Origin of the sequence: Kocuria gwangalliensis (assembly GCF_039544365.1) — a bacterium.
Taxonomy (GTDB): Bacteria; Actinomycetota; Actinomycetes; order Actinomycetales; family Micrococcaceae; genus Kocuria; species Kocuria gwangalliensis.
Genome location: NZ_BAABLN010000001.1, coordinates 58,804 through 85,028 on the forward strand (window position 1 = coordinate 58,804; position 26,225 = coordinate 85,028).

General features: G+C 65.9%; 21 protein-coding genes. 14 read left to right on the forward strand and 7 right to left on the reverse strand.

Annotated elements, in window-relative coordinates; all coding sequences use genetic code 11:
* Positions 1-81 precede the first annotated feature (81 nt).
* Complete coding sequence (locus ABEA06_RS00250; protein WP_345310182.1) at positions 82-990, reverse strand: glycoside hydrolase family 18 protein; 909 nt, start codon at positions 988-990, stop codon at positions 82-84.
* A 273-nt stretch (positions 991-1,263) separates the two neighbouring features.
* Here ABEA06_RS00250 and ABEA06_RS00255 point away from each other — a divergent pair, with 273 nt between their 5' ends.
* On the forward strand, positions 1,264-2,478 hold the full coding sequence (locus ABEA06_RS00255) for a heparan-alpha-glucosaminide N-acetyltransferase domain-containing protein (protein ID WP_345310183.1): 1,215 nt from the start codon (positions 1,264-1,266) through the stop codon (positions 2,476-2,478).
* Here ABEA06_RS00255 and ABEA06_RS00260 read toward each other — a convergent pair.
* Positions 2,430-3,557 (reverse strand): PLP-dependent cysteine synthase family protein, encoded by a 1,128-nt coding sequence (locus ABEA06_RS00260; protein WP_345310184.1) that lies wholly within the window; start codon positions 3,555-3,557, stop codon positions 2,430-2,432. The two genes, ABEA06_RS00255 and ABEA06_RS00260, sit on opposite strands and share 49 nt — an antisense overlap.
* Before the next feature lie 348 nt (positions 3,558-3,905).
* Here ABEA06_RS00260 and ABEA06_RS00265 point away from each other — a divergent pair, with 348 nt between their 5' ends.
* The 4 genes from ABEA06_RS00265 to ABEA06_RS00280 are packed head-to-tail and all read left to right on the forward strand — an operon-like array spanning position 3,906 to position 8,915.
* A complete protein-coding gene (locus ABEA06_RS00265; protein ID WP_345310185.1) occupies positions 3,906-5,090 on the forward strand; it encodes a TAXI family TRAP transporter solute-binding subunit in 1,185 nt (394 codons plus the stop codon).
* On the forward strand, positions 5,087-7,237 hold the full coding sequence (locus tag ABEA06_RS00270) for a TRAP transporter permease (protein WP_345310186.1): 2,151 nt from the start codon (positions 5,087-5,089) through the stop codon (positions 7,235-7,237). The genes ABEA06_RS00265 and ABEA06_RS00270 overlap by 4 nt, the downstream gene beginning before the upstream one ends.
* Complete coding sequence (locus ABEA06_RS00275; protein ID WP_345310187.1) at positions 7,234-8,037, forward strand: enoyl-CoA hydratase/isomerase family protein; 804 nt, start codon at positions 7,234-7,236, stop codon at positions 8,035-8,037. Before ABEA06_RS00270 ends, ABEA06_RS00275 begins: the two co-directional genes overlap by 4 nt.
* Positions 8,034-8,915, forward strand: a complete 882-nt coding sequence (locus tag ABEA06_RS00280) for a 3-hydroxyacyl-CoA dehydrogenase family protein (RefSeq protein WP_345310188.1) — start codon at positions 8,034-8,036, stop codon at positions 8,913-8,915. The genes ABEA06_RS00275 and ABEA06_RS00280 overlap by 4 nt, the downstream gene beginning before the upstream one ends.
* Here ABEA06_RS00280 and ABEA06_RS00285 read toward each other — a convergent pair.
* The gene (locus ABEA06_RS00285) at positions 8,906-9,832 is read right to left on the reverse strand and encodes a LysR substrate-binding domain-containing protein (protein ID WP_345310189.1); all 927 of its coding nucleotides are present in this window, start codon (positions 9,830-9,832) and stop codon (positions 8,906-8,908) included. The genes ABEA06_RS00280 and ABEA06_RS00285 overlap by 10 nt on opposite strands.
* Before the next feature lie 119 nt (positions 9,833-9,951).
* Here ABEA06_RS00285 and ABEA06_RS00290 point away from each other — a divergent pair, with 119 nt between their 5' ends.
* From ABEA06_RS00290 to ABEA06_RS00300, 3 genes are all read left to right on the forward strand, one after another.
* Positions 9,952-11,196: a CaiB/BaiF CoA transferase family protein gene (locus tag ABEA06_RS00290; RefSeq protein ID WP_345310190.1), complete on the forward strand. Its 1,245-nt coding sequence runs from the start codon at positions 9,952-9,954 to the stop codon at positions 11,194-11,196.
* Positions 11,197-11,305: 109 nt separating this feature from the next.
* Positions 11,306-12,508 carry an acyl-CoA dehydrogenase family protein gene (locus ABEA06_RS00295; RefSeq protein WP_345310191.1) on the forward strand — a complete coding sequence of 401 codons (1,203 nt, stop codon included), beginning with the start codon at positions 11,306-11,308 and terminating at the stop codon, positions 12,506-12,508.
* Between the two features lie 195 nt (positions 12,509-12,703).
* Positions 12,704-13,732 (forward strand): phosphatase PAP2 family protein, encoded by a 1,029-nt coding sequence (locus tag ABEA06_RS00300; RefSeq protein ID WP_345310192.1) that lies wholly within the window; start codon positions 12,704-12,706, stop codon positions 13,730-13,732.
* On the opposite strand, the gene ABEA06_RS00305 is transcribed toward ABEA06_RS00300, so the two are convergent.
* Entirely contained in the window at positions 13,650-14,543 is an 894-nt protein-coding gene (locus ABEA06_RS00305) for an MBL fold metallo-hydrolase (RefSeq protein WP_303383050.1), read from the reverse strand. The genes ABEA06_RS00300 and ABEA06_RS00305 overlap by 83 nt on opposite strands.
* A 76-nt stretch (positions 14,544-14,619) precedes the next feature.
* Between ABEA06_RS00305 and gluQRS the strand changes: the two genes are divergently transcribed.
* The 3 genes from gluQRS (at position 14,620) to ABEA06_RS00320 (ending at position 18,004) form a co-directional block, all read left to right on the forward strand.
* Positions 14,620-15,567: a tRNA glutamyl-Q(34) synthetase GluQRS gene (gluQRS, locus tag ABEA06_RS00310; RefSeq protein WP_303383051.1), complete on the forward strand. Its 948-nt coding sequence runs from the start codon at positions 14,620-14,622 to the stop codon at positions 15,565-15,567.
* A 102-nt stretch (positions 15,568-15,669) separates the two neighbouring features.
* Positions 15,670-17,211 (forward strand): sodium/proline symporter PutP, encoded by a 1,542-nt coding sequence (gene putP, locus ABEA06_RS00315; protein WP_303383052.1) that lies wholly within the window; start codon positions 15,670-15,672, stop codon positions 17,209-17,211.
* A 109-nt stretch (positions 17,212-17,320) separates the two neighbouring features.
* Positions 17,321-18,004 (forward strand): FMN-binding negative transcriptional regulator, encoded by a 684-nt coding sequence (locus tag ABEA06_RS00320; protein WP_345310193.1) that lies wholly within the window; start codon positions 17,321-17,323, stop codon positions 18,002-18,004.
* 82 nt (positions 18,005-18,086) lie between these two features.
* On the opposite strand, the gene ABEA06_RS00325 is transcribed toward ABEA06_RS00320, so the two are convergent.
* The 3 genes from ABEA06_RS00325 to hrpB all read right to left on the reverse strand — a co-directional run bounded on the left by ABEA06_RS00325 (position 18,087) and on the right by hrpB (position 23,348).
* Entirely contained in the window at positions 18,087-19,055 is a 969-nt protein-coding gene (locus ABEA06_RS00325) for an L-lactate dehydrogenase (protein ID WP_345310194.1), read from the reverse strand.
* Positions 19,056-19,271: 216 nt separating this feature from the next.
* Positions 19,272-20,210, reverse strand: coding sequence for an HpcH/HpaI aldolase/citrate lyase family protein (locus ABEA06_RS00330; RefSeq protein WP_396415683.1), 939 nt, complete (start codon positions 20,208-20,210; stop codon positions 19,272-19,274).
* Between the two features lie 492 nt (positions 20,211-20,702).
* The gene (hrpB, locus tag ABEA06_RS00335; protein ID WP_345310195.1) at positions 20,703-23,348 is read right to left on the reverse strand and encodes an ATP-dependent helicase HrpB; all 2,646 of its coding nucleotides are present in this window, start codon (positions 23,346-23,348) and stop codon (positions 20,703-20,705) included.
* Between the two features lie 44 nt (positions 23,349-23,392).
* Between hrpB and ABEA06_RS00340 the strand changes: the two genes are divergently transcribed.
* Genes ABEA06_RS00340 through ABEA06_RS00350 form a run of 3 tightly spaced genes read left to right on the forward strand, consistent with a single transcriptional unit; the run spans position 23,393 to position 26,141 of the window.
* On the forward strand, positions 23,393-24,349 hold the full coding sequence (locus tag ABEA06_RS00340) for a 1,4-dihydroxy-2-naphthoyl-CoA synthase (RefSeq protein ID WP_345310196.1): 957 nt from the start codon (positions 23,393-23,395) through the stop codon (positions 24,347-24,349).
* A gap of 30 nt (positions 24,350-24,379) precedes the next feature.
* Positions 24,380-25,624, forward strand: coding sequence for an AMP-binding protein (locus ABEA06_RS00345; protein WP_345310197.1), 1,245 nt, complete (start codon positions 24,380-24,382; stop codon positions 25,622-25,624).
* Between the two features lie 7 nt (positions 25,625-25,631).
* Complete coding sequence (locus tag ABEA06_RS00350) at positions 25,632-26,141, forward strand: 2'-5' RNA ligase family protein (protein WP_345310198.1); 510 nt, start codon at positions 25,632-25,634, stop codon at positions 26,139-26,141.
* Positions 26,142-26,225 lie beyond the last annotated feature (84 nt).

The following is a 26,225-nucleotide window of genomic DNA, read 5'->3' on the forward strand; positions in this document are numbered from 1 at the left end:
GACAACGGGGGTACTGAGAACCTACTGAGTCCCCGCTGGGGGAGGGGGCGGCGCGGACGCCGGAGGGCAGCTGGGAAAGGGCTACTTCGAGTGCCGCTCCCCGAGCGCCCGGGTGAAGTCCCCACTCTGCTGCTCGACGTCGTTGCGGCCGATCATCGGCGTCAACCCGATGCGCTGCCAGGCCTGCTCGTCCGACAGCTCCTGCCCGGCAGTGCCGTAGAGCTCTTTCACCTGAGTCTGCGCGGCGCGAGCTGCGGCCACGGACGCGTCGTCACAACTCCGCTCGGAATCCTTGCCATCCCCGTAGTTCATAATCATGAGGTTCACCCCGGTCAGGTCCACACCGGCCTCCAGCAACTGCGCCACGGTCTGCTGGGACTGCTCGTCCAGTCCTCCCGTGCCCGCCGGCAGGGTCACCCACACCTCGAGGGGATCGTCGTCGGGGCGATCCTCCTGCAACCGGGCCACGGCCTCCGCGCGGCGGCTGCCGGCGTGGCTGTCCTGCAGGTCGTCCATCTCGATGTCGAGGTCCACGGCGTCGAGGTCGTAGCGCTCGACGACGGCGCTGTACGCGTCGTACAGCTCGTCCGGATCCTTGCAACCGGTGGCCAGTTCGGTTCCGGACTGGCCACCGAAGGAGACGACCACGTCGCCGCCGTTGCTGCGCAACGTGTCGATCTGGGTGTCCAGGTCAAGTTTCTCCGCGGCGTCATCGAGTTCGTAATAGCCTCCCCACGAGGGGGTGCATGCGTCGTCGGGGTCCGAGACCACGAACGACAGCCCGGTGCGGCCCTGGCTCGCCGTGTCCTGGCTCTCGAACTCGTATCGGGGGACCGACGTCACATTGACGTAGCCGCCGAACCACGCGCTTTCAGGCACCTCGCCGCCTTCCTGGCCCCCGCACCCGGTCAGCAGTCCCACGCCCAGGATCGCGAGCGCACCGATGCGGCGCGCTGAGGTCCCCCGCCTCCGTGACCTGACTGTCTCCATGCTTTTTCCTCCCCCGGCCCCGAGGGGAATCCAGACGAACATCACCGGAGACTGTGGCGAATCTCGCGGGTGTCCGTCGAGCGTTTCTCAGGCTCCTCTAATCTTCTACGCTCTAGCCTTTGGGGGCGCCGGCGGGACAAATCGCCGGGGCGGTCTCGGCCAATGACGCCCGCGACCTGTGAACGAAAGCTCATACGCCCCGCATGGGGCCGGGGGAACACAGGAGAACGGGTGGAAACACTACGGCGCGGGGGCGCCACAGACCAGACAGCTATGACGGAGCCGGCAGTGCGCTCCAAGCGTCGGCTGGTGGGAATCGACGCCGCTCGCGGGTTGGCGTTGATCGGGCTCATGGCCATCCACATACTTCCTTCGTGGAACACGGAAACCGGAGAGGCCACCTGGTCCTGGCGCCTGTTCTCGGGCGATTCGGCGGCCTTGTTCGCCTTGCTGGCCGGGGTGGGCCTGGCCCTCGGATCCGGCGGGCGGCACCCGCGTGAAGGACGAGCCCTGGCCGGCGAGCGCGTGGGTGTCCTGGTGCGCGCCCTGTTGATCACCACGGTCGGTCTGTGCATCAACGCCGCGATGCCGGAGAACCCACCCGCGTACAACATCCTGTTCTACTACGGCGTGTTCTTCCTCCTGGCCATCCCGTTCCTGCACGCAAAGGCCCCGACCCTATTCGTGTGGGCGGCCGGATTCGGAATCCTCGCGCCCCTGCTGATGCAGGGCCTGTTGGATGTGCTCCCCGAATGGTGGTACTACAACCCCACGCTGAGCAATGTGCTGAGCAACCCGGCAGGCACGGCATCCCAGCTCCTGCTGACCGGTAACTACCCGGCGCTGCCGTACATGACCTATCTGCTGGTCGGAATGGGACTGGGGCGCCTGGATCTGCGGGCTGTGAGCACCCAGATCCGCCTGGTTTTCGTGGGTGTGTCGCTGTGGGTCGCCGCCCAGACCATCTCCTACGTGCTCCTTTACGGCTTCGAGGGATACTTCAAGTTGCAGGCGGCATCGCATCTGAGCGAAGCGAAACTCGACGAGATCCTGGTGTGGGGTGCGGGTTCGCTACCGACCACCACTGGGTGGTGGCTGACCATCACGACCCCGCACTCCAATACACCGCTCACCATCGCGGTCAGCTTGGGGGTGAGCTTGGCAGCGCTGGGGGTGTTCCTGCTGATCAGCCGGAAAATTGGGGCCTGGTTGCTGCCGTTGTCCGCAATGGGTTCCATGACGCTCACGCTCTACACGGCGCACCTGCTGGTGCTGGCCCTGGGACTGCACGAAGACGCTCCGTACCTGTGGTATGCCGTGCACCTGCTGGTGGCCGCCGGTTTCGCGGTGGTTTGGCAACTGACCTTGGGGCAGGGGCCGCTCGAGCGGGTGGTTGCCTTCGCCGCAAAAGGAACGCGCCGCCTTGTTGTGGGGCAGGCTCAGTCGAGCTCTCCGGTGCGCATGAACGATTCCAAACGCCTGAGGTAGGGGGTGATGTCGATGCCCTCGCGGGCCAACCAGTCGTCGGAGTAGTACTTGTCCAGGTAGCGGTCGCCGGGGTCGCACAGCAGGGCGATCACGCTGCCCTGCTCCCCCTTGCCGAGCAGCTGGGAGATGATGCGGAACGCCGCCCACAGGCCCGTGCCGGTCGAGGCCCCGGCCTTGCGGCCGAGCAGGGTGTCCAGGTGGCGGACGGCGGCGATCGAGGCGGCGTCGGGCACCCGCATCATCCGGTCCACGGCGGTTCCCAGGAAGCTCGCCTCCACGCGCTGGCGCCCGATGCCCTCGATGCGCGAGCCGAGCGAGGTGGTCACCGAGGCATCTTCTTCCCGCCACGCGGGGAAGAAGTCGGAGTTCTCCGGGTCCGCCACGCAGACCCCGGTGTGCCGACCGGTGTAGCGCACGTAGCGGGCAATGGTGGCCGAGGTCCCGCCGGTACCGGCTGTGGCCACGATCCACGTAGGTTCCGGGTGGCGTTCCTGCGACATCTGCGCGAACAGGGACTCGGCGATGTTGTTGTTGCCGCGCCAGTCGGTCGCGCGTTCGGCGTAGCGGAACTGATCCATGTAGTGCCCGCCGGTCTCGTGGGCGAGGCGCGCGGCGACGTCGTAGACCTGATCGGGACGGTCCACGAAATGGCAGCGGCCCCCGTGCAGTTCGATCAGCTCGATCTTGTTGGCGCTGGTGCCCCTGGCCATCACGGCGATGAAGGGCACGCCGATCAGGCGGGCGAAGTAGGCCTCGGAGACCGCCGTGGACCCGCTGGAGGCCTCGATCACGGGCCGGTCCCGGTGCAGCCACCCGTTGCACAGGGCGTGCAGGAACAGCGAGCGGGCCAGGCGGTGCTTCAAGGACCCCGTGGGGTGGGTGGACTCGTCCTTGAGGTAGAGGTCCACACCCCACTCAACCGGCAGCGGCACCGAGAGCAAGTGAGTGTCGGAGGAGCGGTTGGCCTCCGCACGGACCTTCGCGATGGCCTCGGCACACCACTGCCGGTGCGCGGGGTCGAAGCGGTCGATGTCTTCCTCGGGGCCCACGGGCTGCGCCGTCGCCGAATGATCCGTCATCCTTCCTCCTTGGGTCAACGCGAAAACACTTCGGGTGAAGCGCCCACCGGATGCAGGCGCCGCTGCGTCTTGGACCCTACCCCATGGGTGCGAAGTCCCCGCGCGTTCTCACCCGCCCCTGGATGGGTCAGGGGCAGCGACGGAAGTGCCGGTGTCCGAACCGAAGGTCCCATTGCCTCCCATGAACCGGATTATGACCGGTTCAACATGAATGACCCCGCTTAGTGTTGCGCATCACGTAATGACGGTAAGAATGGACAACGCCGGTTTCCGAGACCGCGCGATGTACTTTTGATCCTCGCGCGTCCGCCGAGCGACACCTCTCCGCTTGTGATTCATGGAGGCAACATGCCACGTTCCCTCAGTCGACGCTCATTGCTCATGGGCATGTCGTCGGTGTCTGCATTGGCGATGCTTTCGGGCTGCTCATCCGGCCCTCGCGCAACCGACCGTTCCCAGCAGCTCGTGTGGTCCACCTACGGCGTGGGCACCGGTACGTATAACGACCTCGCGGCCGTGGCCAACACCCTGACCGGCCGCACGGGCCGCCAAATCCGCTTGATGACCTCGGACACCGGCATCGGCCGGCTGGCCCCGCTCATCAACGGCACCGCGCAGTACTCCCGCGCCGGTGACGAGTACTACTACGCCTTTGAGGGCAATGACGAGTTCACGTCCGAGAACTGGGGCCCTCAGCCCATCCGCCTGGTCTGGACTCCCCCGGGTAACTACGGCGTGCTGGTCCGCAAGGACAGCGGTATCGAAAAGGTGGAGGACCTCAAGGGCAAGAAGTACCCCCGCCTGGTCGCGAGCACCTCCATGAACCGCAAACTCGAGGGCATCCTCAATTACGGCGGACTGACGAGTTCGGATGTCGAACTCGTGGACATCTCCTACGGCGGCCAGATCGAGGGCCTGAAAACGGGGCAGATCGACGCGCTGTACCAGAACGTCGTCGGCGCGAATATCGAGGAACTGGCCTCGCAGTACCCGGTGCACTGGCTGGATCTGGGCGGCAACGACCAGTCCAAGTACGAGACCTGGGAAGAACTGGCACCCATGGTGCGTCCGGGTCGATTCGTGAACGGCGCGGGCATGGACGAGGGCGAGTCGGCCGTCAACATGCAATACACGATCCCCCTGACCACGCTCGCCGAACGCCCCAATGACGAGGTCACCCGCCTGGCCACCGCCCTGGACGAGAACTTCGACTACTTCAAGAGCGCCACCCCGGACGCCAAGAACTTCGCCTTCGACCGAATCCTGCTGGAACCCCTGGTGGTGCCGTTCCACGATGCAATGGTCGAGTTCCTCAAACAAAAGAAGCGCTGGACGCCCGGCCTGCAGGCACGCAATGATGCGCTGCTCGAACGCGAGCGCCTCATGATGGCGGAATGGCCCGGGTTCTGGGAGGAGAACGGCGAGAACGACAACGTGCGCACCCAGTGGGTTGATTGGAAACGCGAGAACCTTCCCACGCTTCCCCCTATCAATGATGTTCCCGAACCGTCAGAAAATGCAGGTGCGGCATGAGTACTGTCCAGCAACCGGCCGAGCAAGCTCCCCGGACCTCGCAAACCCCTTCCGAGCACACCACGAACCCGGCAGGCGACGAGTTCATGCACGCCGGTGACGCGGTCCTGCACGACCACAATCCCCGCCTGACCCCGCTCTGGCGCGCGGTCATCATCGTGCTCACTGTGGCGGGCATCCTGCTGACCATGAACCAGGTGTTCTTCTGGAACCTGGGCGACCTCGCGGTGCTCACCAACTCGTTCCTGTACCTGCTGATGGCGTGCTTCATACCGATCGTGTTCATCGTCAATCCGCTGCGCGCAAAGACCGCACCGGCCGGCGGCGTGGACGTCACCGAACCCAGCGATGGCTCGGGTTCCACGGCGGCTCGGCTCAGCGCGCACGACGACGCTCGCGGCGTCCCGTGGTACGACATCCTTCTGATCCTGGTCACCATCGGCACGTGCATCTACTTCTCCGTGAACGGTGTGCGCATTCAGGAGTACGGCTGGCAGTTCATTGCCCCGACCCTGGCGACCATTCTGAGCTTCGTGTTCTGGCTGATCATCCTGGAGGGCCTGCGCCGCGGGTCCGGTTGGATCGTGACCGTGATTGCCTTCTTGTTCTCGGTGTACCCGTTGTTCGCGGGTCAGATCCCGCTGTCCTTCCTGCAGGGCATCTCCTACGACCTACCCACTCTGGCCCAGGTGCACACCATGGGCGCGGACAGCGTGCTGGGCCTGCCCCTGCAGACCGCGGGCACTATCCTGGTGGGCTTCCTGCTGTTCGGAACCGTACTGCAGCACACCGGCGGCGCGGACTTCTTCCACAACCTCTCCATGGCCATGTTCGGCCGCTACCGCGGTGGTTCGGCCAAGGTGTCCGTGGCCAGCTCCGCAGCCATGGGCATGATGAGCGGCTCGGCGGTGTCCAATGTGTTGACCACGGGCCCCATGACCATTCCGGCCATGAAGAAATCCGGGTTCAGCGCCAAGGTGGCCGGCGCGGTGGAAGCCACGGCATCCTCTGGCGGCTCCATCACCCCGCCCATCATGGGCACCGCAGCGTTCCTGATGGTCTCCTTCGTGGGTGTGCCCTACACGTCCATCCTGGTGGCTGCGACCATCCCGGCGGTCCTCTACTACCTGGGCATCTTCCTGCAGATCGATGGCTACGCGGCCCAGCGCGGCCTGCGTGGAACACCTCGCAACCTGCTGCCCCGCGCCGGTGCAGCCCTGGTCGAGGGCTGGCCCTATCTCGGTGCCCTTGCCCTGCTGACCGTGCTGCTCTTCACCGGCGACTCCGAGTCCCAGGTGCCCTACTGGGTGGTCGGTGTGCTCCTGCTGATCGCCCTGGTGAAGCCGAGCCTGAAGTTCGGCCCCGAACAGTGGATCGAAATGGGCATCGATGTCGGAAAGACCCTGGGCCAGATCGTGGCCATCATTGCCGGCGTGGGTCTGATCCTCGGTGGCCTGAGCGCCACCGGAGTGGCACTGTCCCTGTCCCGAGACCTCGTGGCCCTGGTCGGCGAGAACGTGGTGCTGTTGCTCATCGCCGGCGCGGCCGTGTGTTTCGTGCTCGGCATGGGCCTGACCATTTCCGCGGCGTACGTGTTCCTGGCCATCGTGATGGCCCCGGCCGTGATTGCGCTGGGTGTGGATCCCATTGCCGCCCACTTGTTCGTCATTTACTGGGCCTCAGTCTCCTACATCACCCCGCCGGTGGGACTGGCCGCATTTGCCGCCGCGGGCATCTCCAAGGCCTCGCCCATGGCCACGTGCTTCTCAGCCATGAAGCTCGGCGCGGTCAAATACGTGGTGCCGTTCGGCTTCGCCCTGAACCCCGCCTTGGTGGCACAGGATTCGCTGGGCAAGGTCATCCTGGCCTTCGTGTTCAGCATTATTGCCGTGTACGCGCTGGCCGGTGCCATCGGCGGCTGGTTGACCTTCGTGGAGCGCCAGGTGCCCCTTGCCTTCCGCGTGCTGCTGGCCGTGGGTGGCTTCATGATGTTCCTTCCGAGCCTGCTGGTCACGCTGATCGGCTTGGCCATTGTGGTGGCCACGGCGCTGCTCGTCCGGGCCATGAAGCCCGCGCCGGTCATCGACCCCGAGACCGGTGAAATCTCCCGAGTTCCCCACCCCGAAGAAAAGGAGCCCGCTCAGTGACTTCCGCTGACAACACCGTGACGGTGGACATCCAGGACGGCATGGCCGTGATCACGATCGACCGCCCCGAGGTGCGCAACGCAATCAACGCCTCGGTGCTCGGCCGCATTTCACGGGCTTTGGACGAGCTCGCCGACAACGACGACGCTCAGATCGTGATCTTCACGGGCGCCGGTGACAAGGCCTTCGTGGCGGGGGCGGACATCAACGAGTTGGCCGTCCGCAAACCGAAGGACGGGCTCCGCGCCGCAATGCAGGGCGTCTACGAAAAGGTCGAGCAGTTCCACAAGCCGACCATTGCGGCGGTCAACGGCTACGCCTTTGGCGGCGGACACGAACTGGCTCTTGCGTGTGACATCAGGATCGCCTCCACCAACGCACAGTTCGCCCTGCCCGAGACCAGCCTGGGCATCATGCCCGCCGCGGGTGGCACCCAGCGCCTGGCACGGTTGGTGGGAGTGGGTCGAGCCACCGAAATGATCCTGACCAGCAGGCGCGTCAAAGCCCAGGAGGCGCTGGCCATGGGGTTGGTGACCGACGTCGTCGAACCCGAAGAGCTCATGCCCAAGGCCAAGGAAACCGCGCGGACGATCCTGTCCAAGGGGCCGCTGGCCACCCAGCTGGCCAAAACCGTGGTGCGTCACGGATTCGACGCCGACCACGGCACGGGAATCCTGTTGGAACGCCTCGCCCAAGCGGTGCTCTACAGCAGCGCCGAGAAGGTCGAGGGCACCACCGCGTTCCTGGAGAAACGCACCCCGGACTACCGAGCAGCCCAGCGAAAGGACGATGACGCGTGAGCGAATCCACCCATCCCCTGGCCGGCATCGAACACGTCACCGTGATCGGCGCCGGTGCCATGGGTTCCCAGATCGCCATGGTCTCCGCCCTGGCCGGGTACACCACCGCCCTCGTGGACATCGCCGACGAGTACGTGGCGCGTGCCAAGTCCCAACTGGAATCCCGCATGAATCGCGATGTCGAAAAGGGCCGCCGCTCCCAGGAGGACGTGACGGTCGCGTTCGATCGACTGACATTCACCACCGACCGCGATGGCAGCGCCGCCCACACGGACTTCGTCATCGAGGCCGCCGTGGAAGACCTGGGGATCAAACGGGAACTGTTCGCGGACCTGGATCGGACCTGCCCGCCGCATGCGATCCTGGCCACGAACTCCTCCAACATCGTCTCCTCCCGCGTGGCCGACGCGACCGGTCGACCGGACAAGGTCTGCAATTTCCACTTCTTCAATCCCGCCCTCGTCATGGAATGCGTGGAAGTGGTCCCCAACGACCACACCTCCGGGGAGACGGTCGAGACCGCCGTGGCCCTGGCCCGGTCCTTCGGCAAGAAACCCGTCACGCTGAAACGGGAGACTCCCGGTTTCGTGGCCAATCGCCTGCTGGGTGCCCTGCGCACGGAAGCGCTCAAGCTCTACGAGGAGGGCATCGCGGACTTCGAGGACATCGACGTTGCCGCCAAAACCGCGCTGCGTCACCCCATGGGCCCGTTCGAATTAATGGACCTGGTGGGCGTGGATGTCGTGTACCTGATCCGCATGGCCGAGTACGAGCAGACGGGTAACCCGGAGAGCCTCCCCCGCCCGGCGATCAAGGAACTCTACGAAGCCGGCCGGTTCGGGCGGAAATCCGGGCAGGGGTGGTACAGCTACGACTGAGCGTTGTGCTCCTTGATGTGGCGGGCCTCGGCAAACATCGTGCGCGCGATCTGGACCACTGATCGCAGTGCGGGGTTCTGGTCCGATGCCCGCCACACGAGTCTGACTTCCAACGGACGTTGCTCCTCGGCGAGCGGCAGGAACACCACACCGTCCGATGAGACGTTGTCCCGCACGGAATCCAAGCTGACGGCGCATCCGATTTCCGCACCGACCAACACCACCAGCGTCCAGGAGTCCGGGGCGGTCTGCACCACGCGGGGCACAAAACCGGCGCTCATGGCCAGGGAGTTCAGCCGGTTCGACAGCGCGGACACCGCGCCGCCCGGCAGAGTGATCCACGATTCCTCGGACAGGCTGGCCATGCTCACCCGAGACTGATGCGCCAATCGGTGATTGCTGGGCAGCACCACCATGACTTCTTCATGAGCGAGGATGCAGGAATTGAGTTCCGCGGGAATGAAGTCCCAGCGTCCGATGACCAAATCCAGCGAGTCGTCCAGGAGCCGTTCCAGACCCAAGTGCGAGAACTGGGAACTGTGCAGCTCGAGCATGAGTCCCGGGCGTTTGGCCTTTACTTGTCTGGCGAGCTCGCCCACCTTGTGGTTGATGGACGCGCCGGCGAATCCCAGTCTCACCCGTCCGGTCTCGCCGCTCACGGCGTCCCTCACGGCCCGTTTGGCGTCCTCGGAGGTGGCCACGAGTCGCGTGGCCGGTTCGATCAATGCTTTGCCCGCCGGGGTCAACGCCACGTGACGGGTACTGCGTTCGAACAGCTCCGCGCCCATGCTCTTCTCGAGTTGCTTGATGAGCCTGCTCAGCGGCGGCTGGGCCACCCGCAGCTTGGTGGCGGCCCGGCCGAAATGCAGTTCCTCCGCCACCGCGAGGAACGCCCTCGCCTGGTGAACCTCCATCATGGACCGCCTTTATTGCGTTTTGAGCATCACCGGGGGACGCAATTTATATTAGACAGAGCCTAATGCCGGTGGTTATGTGGTTCAAGACGCATCCGACTCCACCATTCGAGGTCACCTTCATGACGCTGCCCCTCACCGAGGCTCCCCGCGGTCCGCTCAGTGGAGTGATCATTGCCGATTTCACCCGCATTCTCGCGGGACCGTACTGCACCATGCTCCTGGCAGACATGGGCGCCACGGTCATCAAGGTCGAAGGGCCCGGCGGTGACGATTCCCGCCAGTGGATACCTCCCCACCGAGACGGCGTCAGCACCTACTTCTTATCCGTGAATCGCAACAAGCATTCGGTGGTGCTGGATCTCAAAGACCCGGCGGATCTGGAGACAGCCCACCAGATCGTGGATTCCGCAGACGTTTTCGTGGAGAACTTCAAGCCGGGTGGCCTGGAGCGATTTGGGCTCGACGCCGCTTCGGTCGCCGAGCGCTGGCCTCACCTGATTCACGCCAGCATCACGGGGTTCGGAACCGAGGGCGGTCGCACCATGCCCGGTTACGACCTGCTGGTGCAGGGCATGTCCGGGTTCATGTCGGTCACCGGCAGCCCGGACGGCCCGCCGCAGCGAGCCGGAGTGGCCATGTTCGACGTGATCACCGGTTTGCACACCGCCCTCGGGATCATGGGTGCCCTGCATGAACGGGCCCGGTCCGGCCAGGGCCAACACCTGCAATTGGACCTGCTGTCCTCCGCACTGTCCGGCTTGGTCAATCAAACCACCGGCTACGCGGCATGCGGCAACGTACCCCGGCGCCTGGGCAACGATCACCCGAGTCTCTACCCCTACGGCCCATTCCCCACCGGCGACAAGGATCTGGTCATTACCGTGGGCAACGACAACCAGTTCGCACGGTTGGTGAGCACGTTGGGTGTCCCGCACCTGGCGCAGGACGAACGCTTTGCCACCATGAAGGGCCGCAACAGCCACCGCGACGTTCTCCGGCCGATGCTGGTGGACGCACTGTCCGCCGCGACCGCGGACGAGTGGTTCACCACGTTGCAGGCCCAGGGCATTCCGTGCGCGCCCATCCTCGACATTGACGAGGGCATTGAATACGCGGACCGTCTGGGTCTGCATCCCGTGGTGGACACCGGCAGCGGGGACCAGGCCGTGCCGACCATCAAGAACCCCATCTCCTTCAGCCGCACGCCCGTCGGATACGACAAGGCGCCGCCCGCATTGGGCGCGGATCAGGCGGCCGTGCTCGCGTGGCTCGAGGAACGCCGTCGTGATGGAAGCCCGCGTAGTGACGGAAACCGTGATCGTGCAGCTCAACCCCGAATCCCAGAAACTCGAACCCCCGGATGACCACATGCGTCGGACCCTGGGCGCGGCCCTGATTGCGCCACGGAACTGACCTTCTCCGCCGCACCGTTGCGGCAACCATCATGTGTTCCCTCAGACCGAAAGGCCCACCATGACCGCCATCATCGATCACCCCGACTTCTTTCTCCTGGACCAGGACCTCTCCCCCGAAGACATCGAGCTGCGGGACAAGGTGCGGGCCTTCGGCCAGAAGGAAATCCTGCCGACCATCAATGAGTACTGGGAGCGCGCCGAGCACCCTGAGCCGGTGTTCGCCAAGCTGCCGGAGTTGGGCATCATCGGGTCCTTCATTCCCGGCTACGGCTGCCCCGGGTTCTCACGTCAGACCGCGGGCATTGTGGCTCGCGAATTCGGTCGCATCGATGGCTCGTTCAACACGTTCTTGGGCGTGCACTCAAACCTGTGCATGGGAAGTGTTTACATGCTCGGCAACGAGGAACAGCGCAACCGCTGGCTCCCCATCATGGCTACGTTGGAGAAGACCGGAGCATTCGCCCTGACCGAACCGGACCACGGCTCCGACTCCGTCTCCCTGGAGACCTCCGCCCGCAAGGAGGGCAACCAGTGGGTCATTAACGGCCACAAGCGCTGGATCGGTAACGGTCACGCCGCGAACGTCATTGTGCTCTACGCCCGCGACGAGGCCGACGGCCAGGTCAAGGCGTTCGTGGTCGAGAAGCAGGACAACGGTGAGTACCCCGAGGGCTACCGTCCCGAGGTCATCAAGGGCAAGATCGCCAAGCGCGCCATCAACCAGGCGGACATCGTGATCGAGAACCTCAAGATCCCGGATGAGAACCGCCTGCCCAACTGCAACAGCTTCAAGGACGTGAATCTGGTTCTCAAAGCCACCCGCGGAGGCGCGTCCTGGGAGGCCCTGGGCCACGGCATGGCGGCCTTCGAGATCGCCGCGCGTTACGCCCTGGACCGCGAACAGTTCGGTGCTCCCATCGGAAGCTTCCAGCTCGTGCAAGAAAAACTCGCCACAATGCTGTCGGACCTCACCGCCATGCAGCTCATGTGCACCCGCATGGCCCACCTGGCGGAAAACGATCAGCTCACCGATGCCATGGCATCCATGGTCAAGATGTTCACGTCCCGCAAGGCCCTGGACATGTGCCGCACCGCTCGCGACATGCTCGCCGGCAACGGCATTCTGCTGGAGAACCACATTGGCCGCCACCTCACGGACATGGAGGTGGTCTCCACCTACGAGGGCACCGATTCCATGCAGGCGCTCATCGTGGGCCGCGAAATCACCGGGATCTCGGCGTTCACCCGCAAGCGCAAGTAGGTAGGACAGAGAAAGCTCGACGGCGCCCCGGCACGCACCTCGTGCCGGGGCCTTCTCTCAGCGCCACCAAAGCCGCCCGTGGGAAGATGATGCAATGGTCGATCACCAGGATCCGACCCAATTCGTTGACTTCCCCCGATAGGCTGCCCGTTGTCATACCCTCCCGCGCTCACTCGTTCAAAATCTCTGTCGTCCGTGATCCAACCGCTGCTCACCGTGGCGGTGCTGAGCGCTTGCGTGGCCCTGACCAGCTACATCAGTCTCATGACCATGACGGGTCAGTCTCTGGACGACGAGGCGTTGACGCAGGCCAAGGCCGATCGCATCAACTTCTTCCCGTGGATCTTCGTGGCTGCGGCCCAGCACATGCCGGAGCTGGTGTCGATCGCCGCCGCCGTTCTGGCTCTCGTGTGGACGGTGCGCACGCGCCGCTGGATTCCCGCGCTTGTCGGCCTGGGAATGATCCTGGGGGCGAATCTCACCACGCAGTTCCTCAAACGCGTGCTCCTGGACAAGCCCGACTACGGCATCCAGCAGATTGTGCATAATTCGTTCCCGTCCGGTCACACCACAGCCACGGCCACGATTCTCGTGGCCCTTCTGCTGGTCGCTCCCCCGCAGTTGCGCGCCAAGACAGCCACCTGGGGATGGGTTCTGGCGGCCATGACGGGCATGCTCACCGTCGTGAACGGCTGGCACCGCCCGTCCGACGCCGCCGCCGCCCTCCTCGTGGTGGGCGCCTGGGGTGTGCTCGCGGTCCTGACGATCGGCCTCGCCGACGGCGCACTGTCCCGTCCCGGGGGCCGCCCCACCGATGCGTACCGCCGGGTGCGGGAGAAAATGGCCGTCCGTCGCGGGAATCTCCTGCAGCGGGAGGATCGGGGCGAGAGCGCCTTCATTCCGCCGGCAGCACCCCGGCAGCAGCAATACCGGGAGCAGCCGTACCAACCGCACCAGCACCCGGGGTACCAGCAGGGCCCTTCGTTGCAGTACGGCCGGCCTGGTTATGGCTACGCCGCACCGGTGCGCCCGCGTCTGGGCACGGTGATCACGCTGGTGGTCCTGGCGGCAGGCTTAACGGTGACCGTGGCCCTGCTGCCCTGGCCCGCGGTGGCCGGCACGGGGACCGGCCGGGCAACCGTTATTGCCGGATACCTTGGGATTGCGGCTGCATCTGCTCTGAGTTGGCGGGCTGTGGCTCGCTGGCTGCGGTCTCTGTCCTGACGGCGGCCAACCGGTCCAGGAAGATCCGAGCCACGCCGGCCTGATACGGCAGCCGGTACATGGAGGCGGTCAGTGTGCCGTTTGATGCGGTACTGGATTGTTCCGCGCGCTTCACGGCAAGGGCCATGGTGTCGGCTTGCTGCAGCACGAACGTGTTGGAGACCGGGCTGCCGTGGCCGGGCACGAATACTTTGTACCGCTCCAGGGCGGCCAGCGCGCGCAGGGTCTCCACCCAGCGTTGCGGGTACGAATCCTCGAAACTGGGGTCCGTACCTTCCTCGACCAGGTCACCGCAGAAGACGATGTCCGCCACACCCACGCACACGTCGTTGTCGGTGTGACCCAGCCCCAGGAAGAACAAGGTCACGAGCTTGTCACCGAGTTCGATACGGGTCAGCGATGGCCTGCGGCCGTTGCCGGGCACCGTGTTGGTGGGGAACACGAGCTGGGTGTCCAGACCCTCACCGTCACCCATTTCGGGTTCCTGGGTGCCCACGAAACTGCGCTGGTAGTCACCGTGCTGCCGCATGGCTGCGCCGCAGGCCTTATGAGCCCAGAACTCCACGACACCGGCCCGCTGAAATGCCGCGTTGCCCATGTAATGGTCGTAATGCGCGTGGGTGTTGACCACGGTGAGGGGCAGGTGCGTGATCTCCCGGACGGCCGCCAGGATCTCCCGGCCTTGCCGGGGACCCGCGCCCGTGTCAATGACCAGGGCACGCTGAGATCCCACGATGAGCCCGGAGTTCAATCTCCAGTTATCCGTGCCGATCACGTAGACGCCGTCGCGCAGCTCGTGGATGCGTGCCATGCGGACAGCCTAACCGCCCGGGACCCCCTCCACATCAACCCGACGATTGAGGTCCGGCGGTGCTAGCCTGACCGGCGTGTTCCCCTCCCAGCCCGCCTCGCCGCCCCGGTACGACGCCGCCCTGCCGCCGGCCGGGCGGTTCGCGCCGTCCCCGTCGGGGGATCTTCACCTGGGTAATCTGCGCACCGCGCTGGCAGCGTGGGGCTTTGCGCGTGCCACGGGGCGGAAGTTCATCCTCCGGGTGGAAGACCTGGACCGGGTGAAGGTGGGTGCCGCGGAACGTAATGTGGCGGACTTGGCGGAACTCGGCCTGGATTGGGACGGCCCGGTCGATTACCAAGCACCCCGGATTCCCCAGTTCCTGGGCGAGGTTCGGCGGCTCACGGACGCCGGGCTCACCTACGAGTGTTATTGCACGCGCAAGGAGATCCACGCGGCGGCATCGGCACCGCACGGCATTCCCGGGGCGTATCCCGGGACGTGCAGGGATCTGAGCGAGCAGGCTCGCGAGCGGCGTCGGCAAGAACGACCGCCGGCCATCCGCCTGCGCGCGGACGTGCATGAATTCTCCGTGCACGACTACTTCGCCGGCGAGTACACGGGCGCCGTGGACGACATGGTGTTGGTGCGCAATGACCGCACCCCCGCCTACAATCTGGCCGTGGTCGTGGATGATGCCCACCAGGGGATCGATCAGGTGGTGCGCGGGGACGATCTGCTCCCCTCCGCACCGCGGCAGGCCTACCTGGCAGGGCTGCTGGGCTACCGGGCACCCGAGTACGTTCATGTCCCCCTGGTACTGGGACCGACCGGTGCACGGTTGGCTAAACGCGACGGAGCTGTAACACTTGATGAATTACATGCTCTGGGTTACACAACGCGCGACGTACTGTTGTGGCTCGGTCAATCCCTGGGGGTGAGTCGCACCCTGAATACCACCGCTGACTTGCTGAGAGACTGGAATCCCGGGGCTTGGAACACGGACCCCGCCACTTTCACGCAATGGCCCGAGAAACGGGCCTGACCCCATCCCGGGGTCAGCAATGACACTCAGCAGCTTTGGGTAGCTAAATAGCGTCCCCTACAGTGGACGCCGTCCAAATTTTTCGCACCGGAAGGGACACCCATGTCCGACCAGGCGTATCAACTCATCGCGATTGTGATTTATTTCTCAGGCATGATCGCGATTGGCCTGTGGGCCAACAGCAAGACGAAGAACCTCGACGATTACATGTTGGGGGGAAGAAATCTCAAGCCCGGCGTGGCTGCGCTGTCCGCGGGTGCTTCGGATATGTCCGGCTGGTTGCTCATGGGCCTGCCCGGTGCCGTGTACCTGACGGGCATGGTTGAAGCCTGGATCGCCATTGGTCTGACCATCGGTGCGTGGTTGAACTGGAAGTTCGTGGCGCCGCGGCTGCGCGCGTACACCGAGGTCTCCAACAACTCGATCACCATCCCGTCCTTCCTGGACAACCGCCTCAAGGGCAACACCCGCATGCTGCGCGTGGTGTCCGGTGTGATCATCCTGGTGTTCTTCACGTTCTACGTCTCCTCCGGCATGGTTGCCGGCGGCGTGTTCTTCATGTCCTCGTTCGGTTCTTCCTACCTGCTCGGCATGTTGCTGATCGCGGGCGTGACCGTGCTCTACACCTTCTTCGGTGGCTTCCTGGGCGCTTCCTACACCGACCTTTTCCAGGGTCTGCTGATGCTGCTGGCTCTGCTGATGGTTCCGGTGGTGGGTCTGTTCATGGTGGGCGGCCCCGCCGAAATGGTGAACAGTATCCAGAACGCCCAGCCGGACGCGCTGTCCCTGCTGGCAGGCGGCACCGCCGTGGGCGTCATCTCCGCGTTGGCCTGGGGCCTCGGCTACTTCGGTCAGCCGCACATCATTGTGCGTTTCATGGCCCTGCGCAGCCCGGCCGATGCCAAGTCCGGCCGCCGCATTGGCGTGAGCTGGATGATCCTCACCGTGATCGGCGCCATCTCCACCGCCCTGGTGGGTATCGCCTACTTCGGTAACCGCCCGGATCAGGATCCCACCGACCCCGAGGCCGTGTTCCTGGACCTGTCCCAGATCCTGTTCCACCCCGCCCTGGCCGGCCTGGTGCTAGCAGCGGTGCTGGCCGCAATCATGTCCACCGTGTCCTCGCAGCTGATCGTGTCCTCCTCCGCGCTGGTGGAGGACCTGTACAACCTGGCCGCCAAGAAGACCCCGTCTCCCAAGGCCCAGGTGTGGATGGGTCGCGCCGGCGTGCTGCTGGTGGCCATCATTGCCGCTGCTCTCGCGTGGGAACAGAATGCGACCATCCTGGAACTCGTGGGCTTCGCGTGGGCCGGCTTCGGTTCCGCGTTCGGCCCCGTGGTCATTCTGAGTCTCTTCTGGCGCAAACTCACCAACACCGGTGCGATCACCGCGATGATCGTGGGCGCCGTGACCGTGTTCGTCTGGCAGTACACCCCGTGGAGCGATCTCTACGAGATCATCCCCGGCTTCTTCCTGGGCATGCTGGCCGCGATTGTCGGTTCCCTGGCCACCTACAAGCGTGACCCGGAGATCGAGGCCGAGTTCGACCAGGCCGTGCGCCTGGCCAACGATCCCCACCAGGCACCCACGGAAGCCGCCGCCTCATCGCGCGTCGAATCAGACGTGGCCGCCGGCCGCAACTGAGTTCCACCCATGGCCGGGGCGCCGTCCCCGCCCATGATGCAAGGGTCCCGATCACCACCCGGTGAGCGGGACCCTTGCATTGCATCCCGATCACGGCGTTAATGCAGTCATGCTGATCAATCCGCTCTACCAACCCGTAGCCGGTCATGATTTCACCGATGTCATTGCCGACTACCCGCTGGGGATCATTGTGGGTTCCGAGCTGATGGCCGCCCACCTGCCGATGCTGCCGGTCCGAGAACCCGACGGGTCAGTTGTCATCGAAGGTCATGTTCCCCGGGCGGATCCGTTGCACGCGGTTCTTGCCGAGGGTCGGGAGGTGTTGTTGATCTTCCCCGGCCCCTCTTCGTACATCAGCCCGGAATGGTACACCCGTGCGGGATTGCCCACCTACGATTTCGAGCCCGTCCACATTCGCGGCCGAGCCACCATGATGGAGCAGCCCGCGCTGGAGGATCACCTGCGGAGGCTCATCGACCATCATGAGGAGCGGGTGCGCCCGCGCCAGGTGGGTCCTGATGCCACGACGTCCGCCGGGTCTTCCGGGCCGTGGCGGATGGACGACAGCACCGAGGAGTCGATGGGACGGCTCCTGAGCGCCATTGCGGGTTTCCGGCTGCGCCCGCGGACCGTGGAGTTCAAGTCGAAAATCGGCCAGAACAGGCCCGCGGACGAGGTTCCGACCACCGCGGGCCACTTGTCCCGCATGCGACACCCGGATGCGCGCTACCTCGCCGATCTCATGAACCGCGTGACCACACCCCGTGACGACAAGGACCCGCCCGGCCGGTGACACGGGTCCTACCGTGAGCTTTCGACAACGACGGCGCTCGCGGCGTCGTCGTCCCCCGCGCACCGTGGCCGGGTGGGCGGGATCAGAAGCCGAGCGAAACGAGGGCCTTGCGCATGGCCTGGGCGGAATCGCGCAGCTGCTGTTCCTCGTGCTCGCCCATGGGGATCGCGAGCGGTTGCTCCACTCCACGGCGGCCCACAATGGACGGGACGGAGAGGGCGAGTCCACTGATGCCGTGGAAGTCCTCCAGGATGGATGAGACGGGCAGTACCGAGCGCAGGTCACGCAGGATCGCCTCCGCGATGCGGATGCCGGACAGGCCGATCGCGTAGTTGGTGGCACCCTTGCCCGCGATCACCTTGTACGCGGCGTTGACCACCTGATCCGTCATCTCGGCCAGGCGCTGCTCGGTGAACGGCTTACGGCCGTCGATCTCCCACTCGCGCAGCGGAACCTGACCGATCGAGGCGGAGGACCACACGGGGAACTCGGAATCGCCGTGCTCACCAATGATGTACGCGTGCACGCTGGTGGTGTTGACCCGGGCCTCGTTGGCGATCATCCAACGCAGGCGAGAGGTGTCGAGCACGGTGCCGGAGCTGAGGATCTGTCGACGCGGGAGCCCCGTGATCTGCTGGGCCACCACGGTGAGCACATCGCACGGGTTGGTCACGAGCACGAAAATCGCGTGAGGCGCGTGCTCCATGAGCTGGGGCATGAGCGATTTGAGGATCTCGGTGTTGGCCCCGGCCAGGTCCAGCCGCGTCTGACCCGGTTTCTGCTTGGCACCGGCGGTGATCAGGATGACGTCAGAGTCCTTGAGCACGGCAACGTCATCGGAGCCCTCCACACGAGTGTCCGAGGCGAACAGCTGGCCGTGGGACAGGTCCAGCGCCTCCGCCTCCACCCTGGCGGTGTTGAGGTCGTAGAGGGCGATGTCCGTGGCGGTGCCGCGAATCATGCCCGCGTACGCCAGTGAGGTGCCCACCGACCCCGCTCCCACAATGCCGATTTTGGTTCGACGGACGGTGGCTTCAGTGCTGGTGGTCATGGAAACTCCCCGGTTACGGCGGATACGTCCCGCATGCCCACATAGTGTGTGTGGGATGCGGTGGGTTCATGTGGTCTTGCCACAGTCCATTCTGACGTATCCGCCGTGCCGGGGACAGTGCCTGTGACCAGATCGACAGGCATTCGGTGGTGCTCGCCGGGTTGCTCACTGGGGTGCTCGCCGGGTTATGAGCGGTGAGCGAAGTGCCCCTGGTGACTAGCAGTGATAGGTGTCGGTGGGCGCCTCGAAGTGCACGTCGTAGCCCTCCGGGATACTCATGCCGAACGATGTGGCCAATCCCAGCACCTTGCGCGCACGGGCCAAGCGGGGCAGGTCTGAGCCGTTGCGGATCTGACCGCCGTCCGCCTCGAACTCCTGCAGGAAGTCCGTGGCCCAGGACAGCTCGTTGAGGCTCGGGGACAGACCTTCGTTGACCGTGGCGGTCTGCTCGGGCATGAGACAAAGCTTGCCGGTCATCCCGAATTCGGACGTCACACCGGTGGCCTCCGCGAGCTTGGCACCCAATGCACCCACAGCGGGGCCGTCGATCGGGCCCGGCAGATTGGCCGCACGCGACGCGATGGTGAACTGCGAACGGGTGTAGGCCAGGACCATGGGGCTCTCGCCGAACCCGGTGTCACGGCGGTAATCGCCGATGCCGAAAGCCAACCTGTACGTGGAACGCGCAGTAGCAATGTCCTGCAGGTTCTGCACGCCGCGGGCGGTTTCCACTAGGGCCACGATGCGCGTGCCCCGCAGCAGCTCCGCCGTGCGGGTCACGTGTTCAGGGGATTCGGTCATGGCCAGCATGACGCCCTCCAAACCGGGAGCTTCACGCAGGGCGCGGAGATCTTCTTCCCACCAGGCTGTACCAAAACCGTTGATGCGGACCCAGCCGTGGTTGAGCTCGTGGTTCTCGTTGCGTGAGGACAGCCACTTGATCACGTGCTGGCGGGCTGCAATTTTGTCCGCGGGAGCCACTGAGTCCTCGACATCGAGGACCACAACGTCCGCTGCGCTGCTGGCTGCCGCATCGAAGCGTGCGGGCTGCGCGCCGTTGACGAGCAGCCACGAACGGGCCAGCTCCGGACCAACCTTGGGCTGCTCAGTGGTCGTGATGGTCATTTCGATGGTTTCTGACAAGGTGGTGGACATGATTCACTTCTCGATCTGTGTCTAAGAACGGACGCGCTCCCGCAGCTGCTGTGCGGTGAAAGCGCGGGTCAGCCGCACACCTGAACCAACCTGGGAGATAATGCGGTCGGAGCGGGTCAGCTGCCAGTAGAGAGCCCCAGGACAAGCGGCACCAGTTCGGTGCGTTGATGACCTACGCGTGAGAGATGACACGCCGGGCAAAAGCGGTAGGGCTACCGTAACCAAGATCACATCGAGACTCAACTTGGGTGGTTTTGCGGGGCGCAGCACAGCGCACAACATTTGCACTGCAGACTCGTTGACGATGCGACCGTGAGGTCGCGCCCGCCCGCACTCTGCTCGACGTAGAAGCCCACTTCTCCGGGCAGCTGCAAACTGACCGACGGTAAAGCCAAGATCCTCGAGGTACCGGGTCGTAGCGTCGATCAGTTTGCATTCGGCCCGGGAGGCCGGTCGTAGCGTCGATCAGTTTGCAGGCAGGCGGTCCGTTCCTCACCCACCGCTGCGCTTCTTGGTCCGCGCCGTGGCCACCGCATTCCACGGGTCCTCAGGCCAAGGGTGTTTGGGGTAGCGGCCTCGCATTTCGGACCGGACCTGCTGATACGGGCCGGACCAGAACGACTGCAGATCATCCGTGATCGCCAACGGTCTGCGCGCGGGAGACAACAAATGGAACTGCACGGGCACGTGTCCGTCCACCAACCGCGGCGTATCCGCCCAGCCAAAACACTCCTGGAGTTTCACGGCCACCACGGGAGGCTGTTGAGGTTCCTCCGGCGAGTAGACCTGCGGATAATCGATCCGCGCCGTATTCCCGCTCGGCACCGCCAACCGCTGCGGCACCAACTCCTCCAGCCGGCTGGCTTCGGGCCATGGCAACAGCCGACGCAGGGCATCCGCCACCTTGACCGAACGCAGTGACGCTCCCCGCGCAATGTCTTGCAATTCAACACTCAGCCATTCCTCGAGCCGGTCCAGCAGCGCCGTATCATCCATGGCCGGCCACGGATTTCCCAGGTGCCGGTGCAAGAGCGCCAGGCGAGCGCGCAGGGAGCGAGCGGCGTCGTCCCAGGGCAGCAGCTCCAGGCCCTGACTGTGCAGTGCACTGCGCACGGCCGGCAAGGCGGTGTGGGGATCGGCGGCGACCGGCGTGGAGGACAGGTCGATCGCTCCGACGGCTCGCACGCGGCGAGCTCGGACCTTTCCGTTCACGAATTCGCCACGCGTGTGCTCACTCGCCAACGGACCCGCAATGAGCAATGCCGTGGGCTCGTCCAACGGCGCAGCCGCACGAATCACGGCACCGGTTCCAGCGGCCACCCTTCCCGCGGCGCGACTCAACTCCGCAACTGCAAGCCATTCGTGGTGGCGCAGGGAACTCCCCGGCTCGAGCCCCGCGCGAGTACCCGATGCCAGCAGCCACTGCTCCCCCGCATTGTCCACGCGCTTGGCGATCCACTCGGGCTTCCCCAGCCCGACGACGGCGCCCTCCCGCGCATCCCGCGGGACCTCGCCGTGCGTGCCGCCCTCCACAAGAACACCGTTCACAGCACTGGCGTGCACAATGCCGGGTTCAACAGCTGGACCGTGCTGCCCGGAGATTCGTTCCAACCGTGCTACCTCCCGCGCCCACCGTGCGGACTTCGCTCCCCCGCCCGAACGCAACCGACGCACAAGGGCGGGAATGTCTGCGGCGGGGACGCGAGCGCCGTCGGCGATGGCGGCGATGACCTCCGCGGCGGCACGCCGTCCGATAAGAGCGGCGCCGTCCAGCAGGGCCCTGCCCCACCGGGGCTCCACAGGCATAGCGACCAGTACGCGACCAAGGTCGGTGGCGCGACCGTCCTCAGCGATGGCACCCAGGCGCCGTAATTGCGCGTCCGCATCGGCGCGGGCACGCGAAGGCAACGGATCCGGCAAGGACAGCCCGTCACCGCCCGGTGCGCCCCACACGGCGAGCGCCAGGCAGGCAAACGTGAGATCGGCGGTGCGCACCTCGGGAACGGTGTGGGCGGGCATGGCACCCCACGTGGCGTCGTCGTAGCACCGCACCACCGCGCCGGGCCCCTGACGTGCGGCGCGGCCGGCCCGCTGATCGGCCGATGCTTTGGACGCCGAGACCGTCACCAGCCCCGAGATCCCGCGCCCGGCATCGCGCCGCGGTTGACGGGCCAGGCCCGAATCGATCACCAGTCGTACGCCGTTGACCGTCAGGGACGATTCCGCAAGGGATGTCGTCACCACGATTCGCGGCGGATCCCCCGGTGTGCGTCCCGCGACCGCCCGGTCCTGCTCCCGTGGCGGGAGCTGACCGTGCAATTCCAGGATGTCGGCGCGGGTGAGCCTGTGCAGTTCGGTTGCCACACGGGAGACCTCGCGCGCGCCGGGCACGAACACGAGCGCGTCCGTTCCTTCGTGAGCTTTGAGAGCCTTCGCATGGGCCGCCGCGGCCGTCCGGGCCACGTGCGACAGGAACGCGGGAGTCACCCCGCGATCGTCCAGGCGTTGCGGCCCCGGGGCCCATACGAGGTCCAGCGGATACAGCGCGGACGGGCAGTCCACGATCGGTGCGGAGTCATCTGCGCCCAGTAACTCGGCAAAGCGGGCGGCATCCACGGTCGCGGACATCGCCACAACAGTGAGGTCCTCGCGCAGTTCTCTCAGTTCGGCGAGCATGCCCACCAGCAGGTCGGACTCCACGCCTCGCTCATGCACCTCATCCAGAACCACCGCCGCCGTACCGGGCAGTTCCGGGTCCCTCAGCAGGCGCCGCAGCATGATCCCGGGGGTCACGAACTCGATGCGCGTGCTCGGTTGCGTGGTGCTTTCACCGCGCACGCTCCACCCGACGACCTCGCCCGGTTGCGTTCCCGTCAGTGCTGCCAGTCGGCGGGCGGCCGCCCTGGCCGCGACCCGGCGCGGTTGCGCCACGACCACGCGACCGGTGGGCTGGGAGGTGGGAGCGGCGTCGGCAAGAACGTTGGCAATCACCGGCGGAACCACGGTGGTCTTGCCCGTCCCCGGAGGTGCCTGCACCACCGCTGCTCCCCGGTGGAGCGCGGTTTCCAGAGCGGGCACGGACTCCGCGAAGGGCAGGCCGCGGCCGATCCGGTCCAGATCAAAGGGGACGACATCCATGGTTGCCAGTATGCCCGTCCGCCCTTCCACCTAAAGTAATACCCATGACCAACGCGCAGCTTCCCGAGCAGGTATCCGAGATCTTCGACCCCCAGCAGTGGCGGCAGGTGCAGGGCTTCGAGGACCTGCAGGACATCACGTACCACCGCGGCGTCGAACGCGACGAGAGCGGTGACGTGGTCCGGGATGTGCCGTGGGTGCGCATTGCGTTTCACCGCCCCGAGGTCCGCAATGCCTTCCGTCCCGGCACGGTGGACGAGTTGTACCGCACGCTTGATCACGCGCGGATGTCCTCGGACGTGGGCGCGGTGATCCTCACGGGCAACGGGCCCTCCGCCAAGGACGGCGGCTGGGCGTTCTGCTCCGGCGGCGATCAGCGCATTCGCGGCCGCGACGGCTACCACTACGCGGAGGGTGACACGGCCGACTCCATCGACCCGGCGCGAGCGGGCCGCTTGCACATCCTGGAAGTTCAGCGCCTGATCCGCACCATGCCCAAGGTGATCATTGCGGCGGTGTCCGGCTGGGCGGCCGGCGGTGGTCACTCGCTGCACGTGGTCTGCGATCTGACCATTGCGTCCGCCGAGCACGGCAAGTTCAAGCAGACGGACGCGACCGTTGGCTCCTTCGACGCCGGCTACGGTTCCGCGTTGCTCGCCCGCCAGGTGGGCCAGAAGTTCGCTCGAGAAATCTTCTTCCTGGCCGACGAATATTCTGCCGAGGACATGTTCCGCATGGGCGCCGTCAACAAGGTGGTCCCCCACTCGGACCTGGAGTCAGCCGCGCTGGACTGGGCTCGCAAGATCACCGCCCAGTCCCCGCAGGCCGTGCGCATGCTCAAGTACGCATTCAACCTCCCGGACGACGGCATGGTCGGCCAGCAGGTCTTCGCCGGCGAAGCCACGCGCATGGGGTACATGACCGACGAGGCCGTTGAGGGCCGGGACGCCTTCCTGCAAAAGCGCGACCCGGACTGGTCCGCGTTCCCCTACTACTTCTGATCCGACCACTCCTCCTCGGTGACAGCCCCGGTGTCTGAACTTCCCGGAAAACCTCTGCGCGCACCCGCCGCCGGTACCCTGCCGCGGGACACCGTTGTGTTCGACGGTCCCGTGACGGGTGATCCGCTTGCGCTCCTCGAACCCCTCGGCGAGGCACTGTCCCGCCCCGGCCCCGCGGTGATCGTCTCGACCTCCGGGTCAACGGGCCGCCCCAAGAAGACGGTCCTGACCACGGAGGCTCTCACGGCATCCGGGCGGGCCACCGAACGAGCCACGTCCGGGCCCGGCCAGTGGCTGTTGTGCCTGCCCGCGCATTACGTCGCGGGCGTCCAGGTGTTGGCGCGGTCCGTACTCGCCGGCACCACACCCGTGCTCATGGCGCCCGGCCCCTTCACGCCGGAGGGGTTTGCGCGGGCCGCCTCGGGCATGAACCACCAGACGCGGTACGTGTCCGTGGTGCCCACCCAGCTGCAACGCATCCTGGACCCCGCCGACGCCGCTCCCCACCCCGAAGCCGTCCGCGCTCTCGCGCGCTTCGACGCGATCCTGGTGGGCGGCTCCGCACTGTCCCGCACCCTCGCCCGGCAAGCCGGAGACGCAGGACTCACCGTGGTCAGCACGTACGGCATGTCCGAGACGTGCGGTGGCTGCGTGTACAACGGGCGACCCTTGGACACGGTCCGGATCCGCACGGTTCCCGACGACGCCGCCGGCGACCTCTCCCACTTCACCTCCCCGGCCGGCCACGCGCCGGGAGTAGGGCGCATCTGGTTGGGCGGCGACATCGTTGCCGGTGGCTATTTGGACGACCCCCGGCAGACCGGTGAGCACTTCCGCGTGATCGACGGACAGCGCTGGTACCGCACGGACGATCTGGGAAGCACCGCCGAGGACGGCACGGTGAGCGTTCTCGGCCGCACGGACGATGTGATCAATACCGGCGGGATCAAGGTCTCGGCCGGCGTGGTGACCGCAGCGCTCACCCAGCACCCCGGAGTCCGCGGGGCGCTCGTGGTACCCGTACCGGATGCTGAGTGGGGCCACGCCGTGGCGGCGCTGGTGGTACCGCGGGACGGGCAATTCACGAACGAGCTGCGCAAAGAACTTGCCGACCTGGTCCGCGAACACCACGGTTCCTCTGCCGTACCCAAGTACTGGCGCTGTGTACCGGAGCTCCCCTTGCTCAGCACCGGCAAACCGGACCGCCGCGCCGCCGCGCAACTCTTCGACACCGCCGGAGCCCCCGCCGATACACCACACCCGGGGAATGGCTGACATCTGCATGCCCGCTCATTCACTGGATCTGAACTTCGCGCCGCAGGACGACTCCGTGTTCCGGGATCGCTGGCAGGCATTGCGCGCGGCGGGTTTGCCGAGCCTGGCCGACCACCGAGGGGCCTCCAACGCCCCGCACATCACCGTTCTCACGGCATCTCGGATCCCTGCCGACGTGCTGGAACGCGTCCGCGCCCATTTCGCGGTCGCCCTTCCGCTGCCGTTGACCCTCAACGGTGTGGTGGTGCTGGGATCCGGGCCGTTCGTTCTTGCCGAGCACGTGATCGCCCCGCCCGAGATGCATAGCCTTGTGGAGGGGTGGCAGCGTCTGGTGGACGGCGGCTCCCAGAGGCTGCGCCCGTGGACACCCCACGTGACACTGGCCAAGCGTCTGAGTGCTTCGCAGGTGGGGCGGGCGCTGGCGGTACTGCAAGACCGGCCCGCACCGACCACCGTGACCGCCGCCGCGCTGCGCCGGTGGGATCCCGAGCGGAAGACCTCCACCCGCGAGGCGTAGGCACCGCCCCGGCCTCCGGGGTGACGGCTACCTCAGCTCCGGGGCGGCGCCCCGCGTGAGAGAATGACTCGGTTCAGTTCACCA

Coding starts and splice junctions, on each gene's coding strand:
- ABEA06_RS00250 (WP_345310182.1), bottom strand. CDS start 990: ATGGAGACAGTCAGGTCACGGAGGCGGGGGACCTCAGCGCGCCGCATC.
- ABEA06_RS00255 (WP_345310183.1), top strand. CDS start 1,264: ATGACGGAGCCGGCAGTGCGCTCCAAGCGTCGGCTGGTGGGAATCGAC.
- ABEA06_RS00260 (WP_345310184.1), bottom strand. CDS start 3,557: ATGACGGATCATTCGGCGACGGCGCAGCCCGTGGGCCCCGAGGAAGAC.
- ABEA06_RS00265 (WP_345310185.1), top strand. CDS start 3,906: ATGCCACGTTCCCTCAGTCGACGCTCATTGCTCATGGGCATGTCGTCG.
- ABEA06_RS00270 (WP_345310186.1), top strand. CDS start 5,087: ATGAGTACTGTCCAGCAACCGGCCGAGCAAGCTCCCCGGACCTCGCAA.
- ABEA06_RS00285 (WP_345310189.1), bottom strand. CDS start 9,832: ATGATGGAGGTTCACCAGGCGAGGGCGTTCCTCGCGGTGGCGGAGGAA.
- ABEA06_RS00290 (WP_345310190.1), top strand. CDS start 9,952: ATGACGCTGCCCCTCACCGAGGCTCCCCGCGGTCCGCTCAGTGGAGTG.
- ABEA06_RS00295 (WP_345310191.1), top strand. CDS start 11,306: ATGACCGCCATCATCGATCACCCCGACTTCTTTCTCCTGGACCAGGAC.
- ABEA06_RS00305 (WP_303383050.1), bottom strand. CDS start 14,543: ATGGCACGCATCCACGAGCTGCGCGACGGCGTCTACGTGATCGGCACG.
- putP (WP_303383052.1), top strand. CDS start 15,670: ATGTCCGACCAGGCGTATCAACTCATCGCGATTGTGATTTATTTCTCA.
- ABEA06_RS00320 (WP_345310193.1), top strand. CDS start 17,321: ATGCTGATCAATCCGCTCTACCAACCCGTAGCCGGTCATGATTTCACC.
- ABEA06_RS00325 (WP_345310194.1), bottom strand. CDS start 19,055: ATGACCACCAGCACTGAAGCCACCGTCCGTCGAACCAAAATCGGCATT.
- ABEA06_RS00330 (WP_396415683.1), bottom strand. CDS start 20,210: ATGTCCACCACCTTGTCAGAAACCATCGAAATGACCATCACGACCACT.
- hrpB (WP_345310195.1), bottom strand. CDS start 23,348: ATGGATGTCGTCCCCTTTGATCTGGACCGGATCGGCCGCGGCCTGCCC.
- ABEA06_RS00340 (WP_345310196.1), top strand. CDS start 23,393: ATGACCAACGCGCAGCTTCCCGAGCAGGTATCCGAGATCTTCGACCCC.
- ABEA06_RS00350 (WP_345310198.1), top strand. CDS start 25,632: ATGCCCGCTCATTCACTGGATCTGAACTTCGCGCCGCAGGACGACTCC.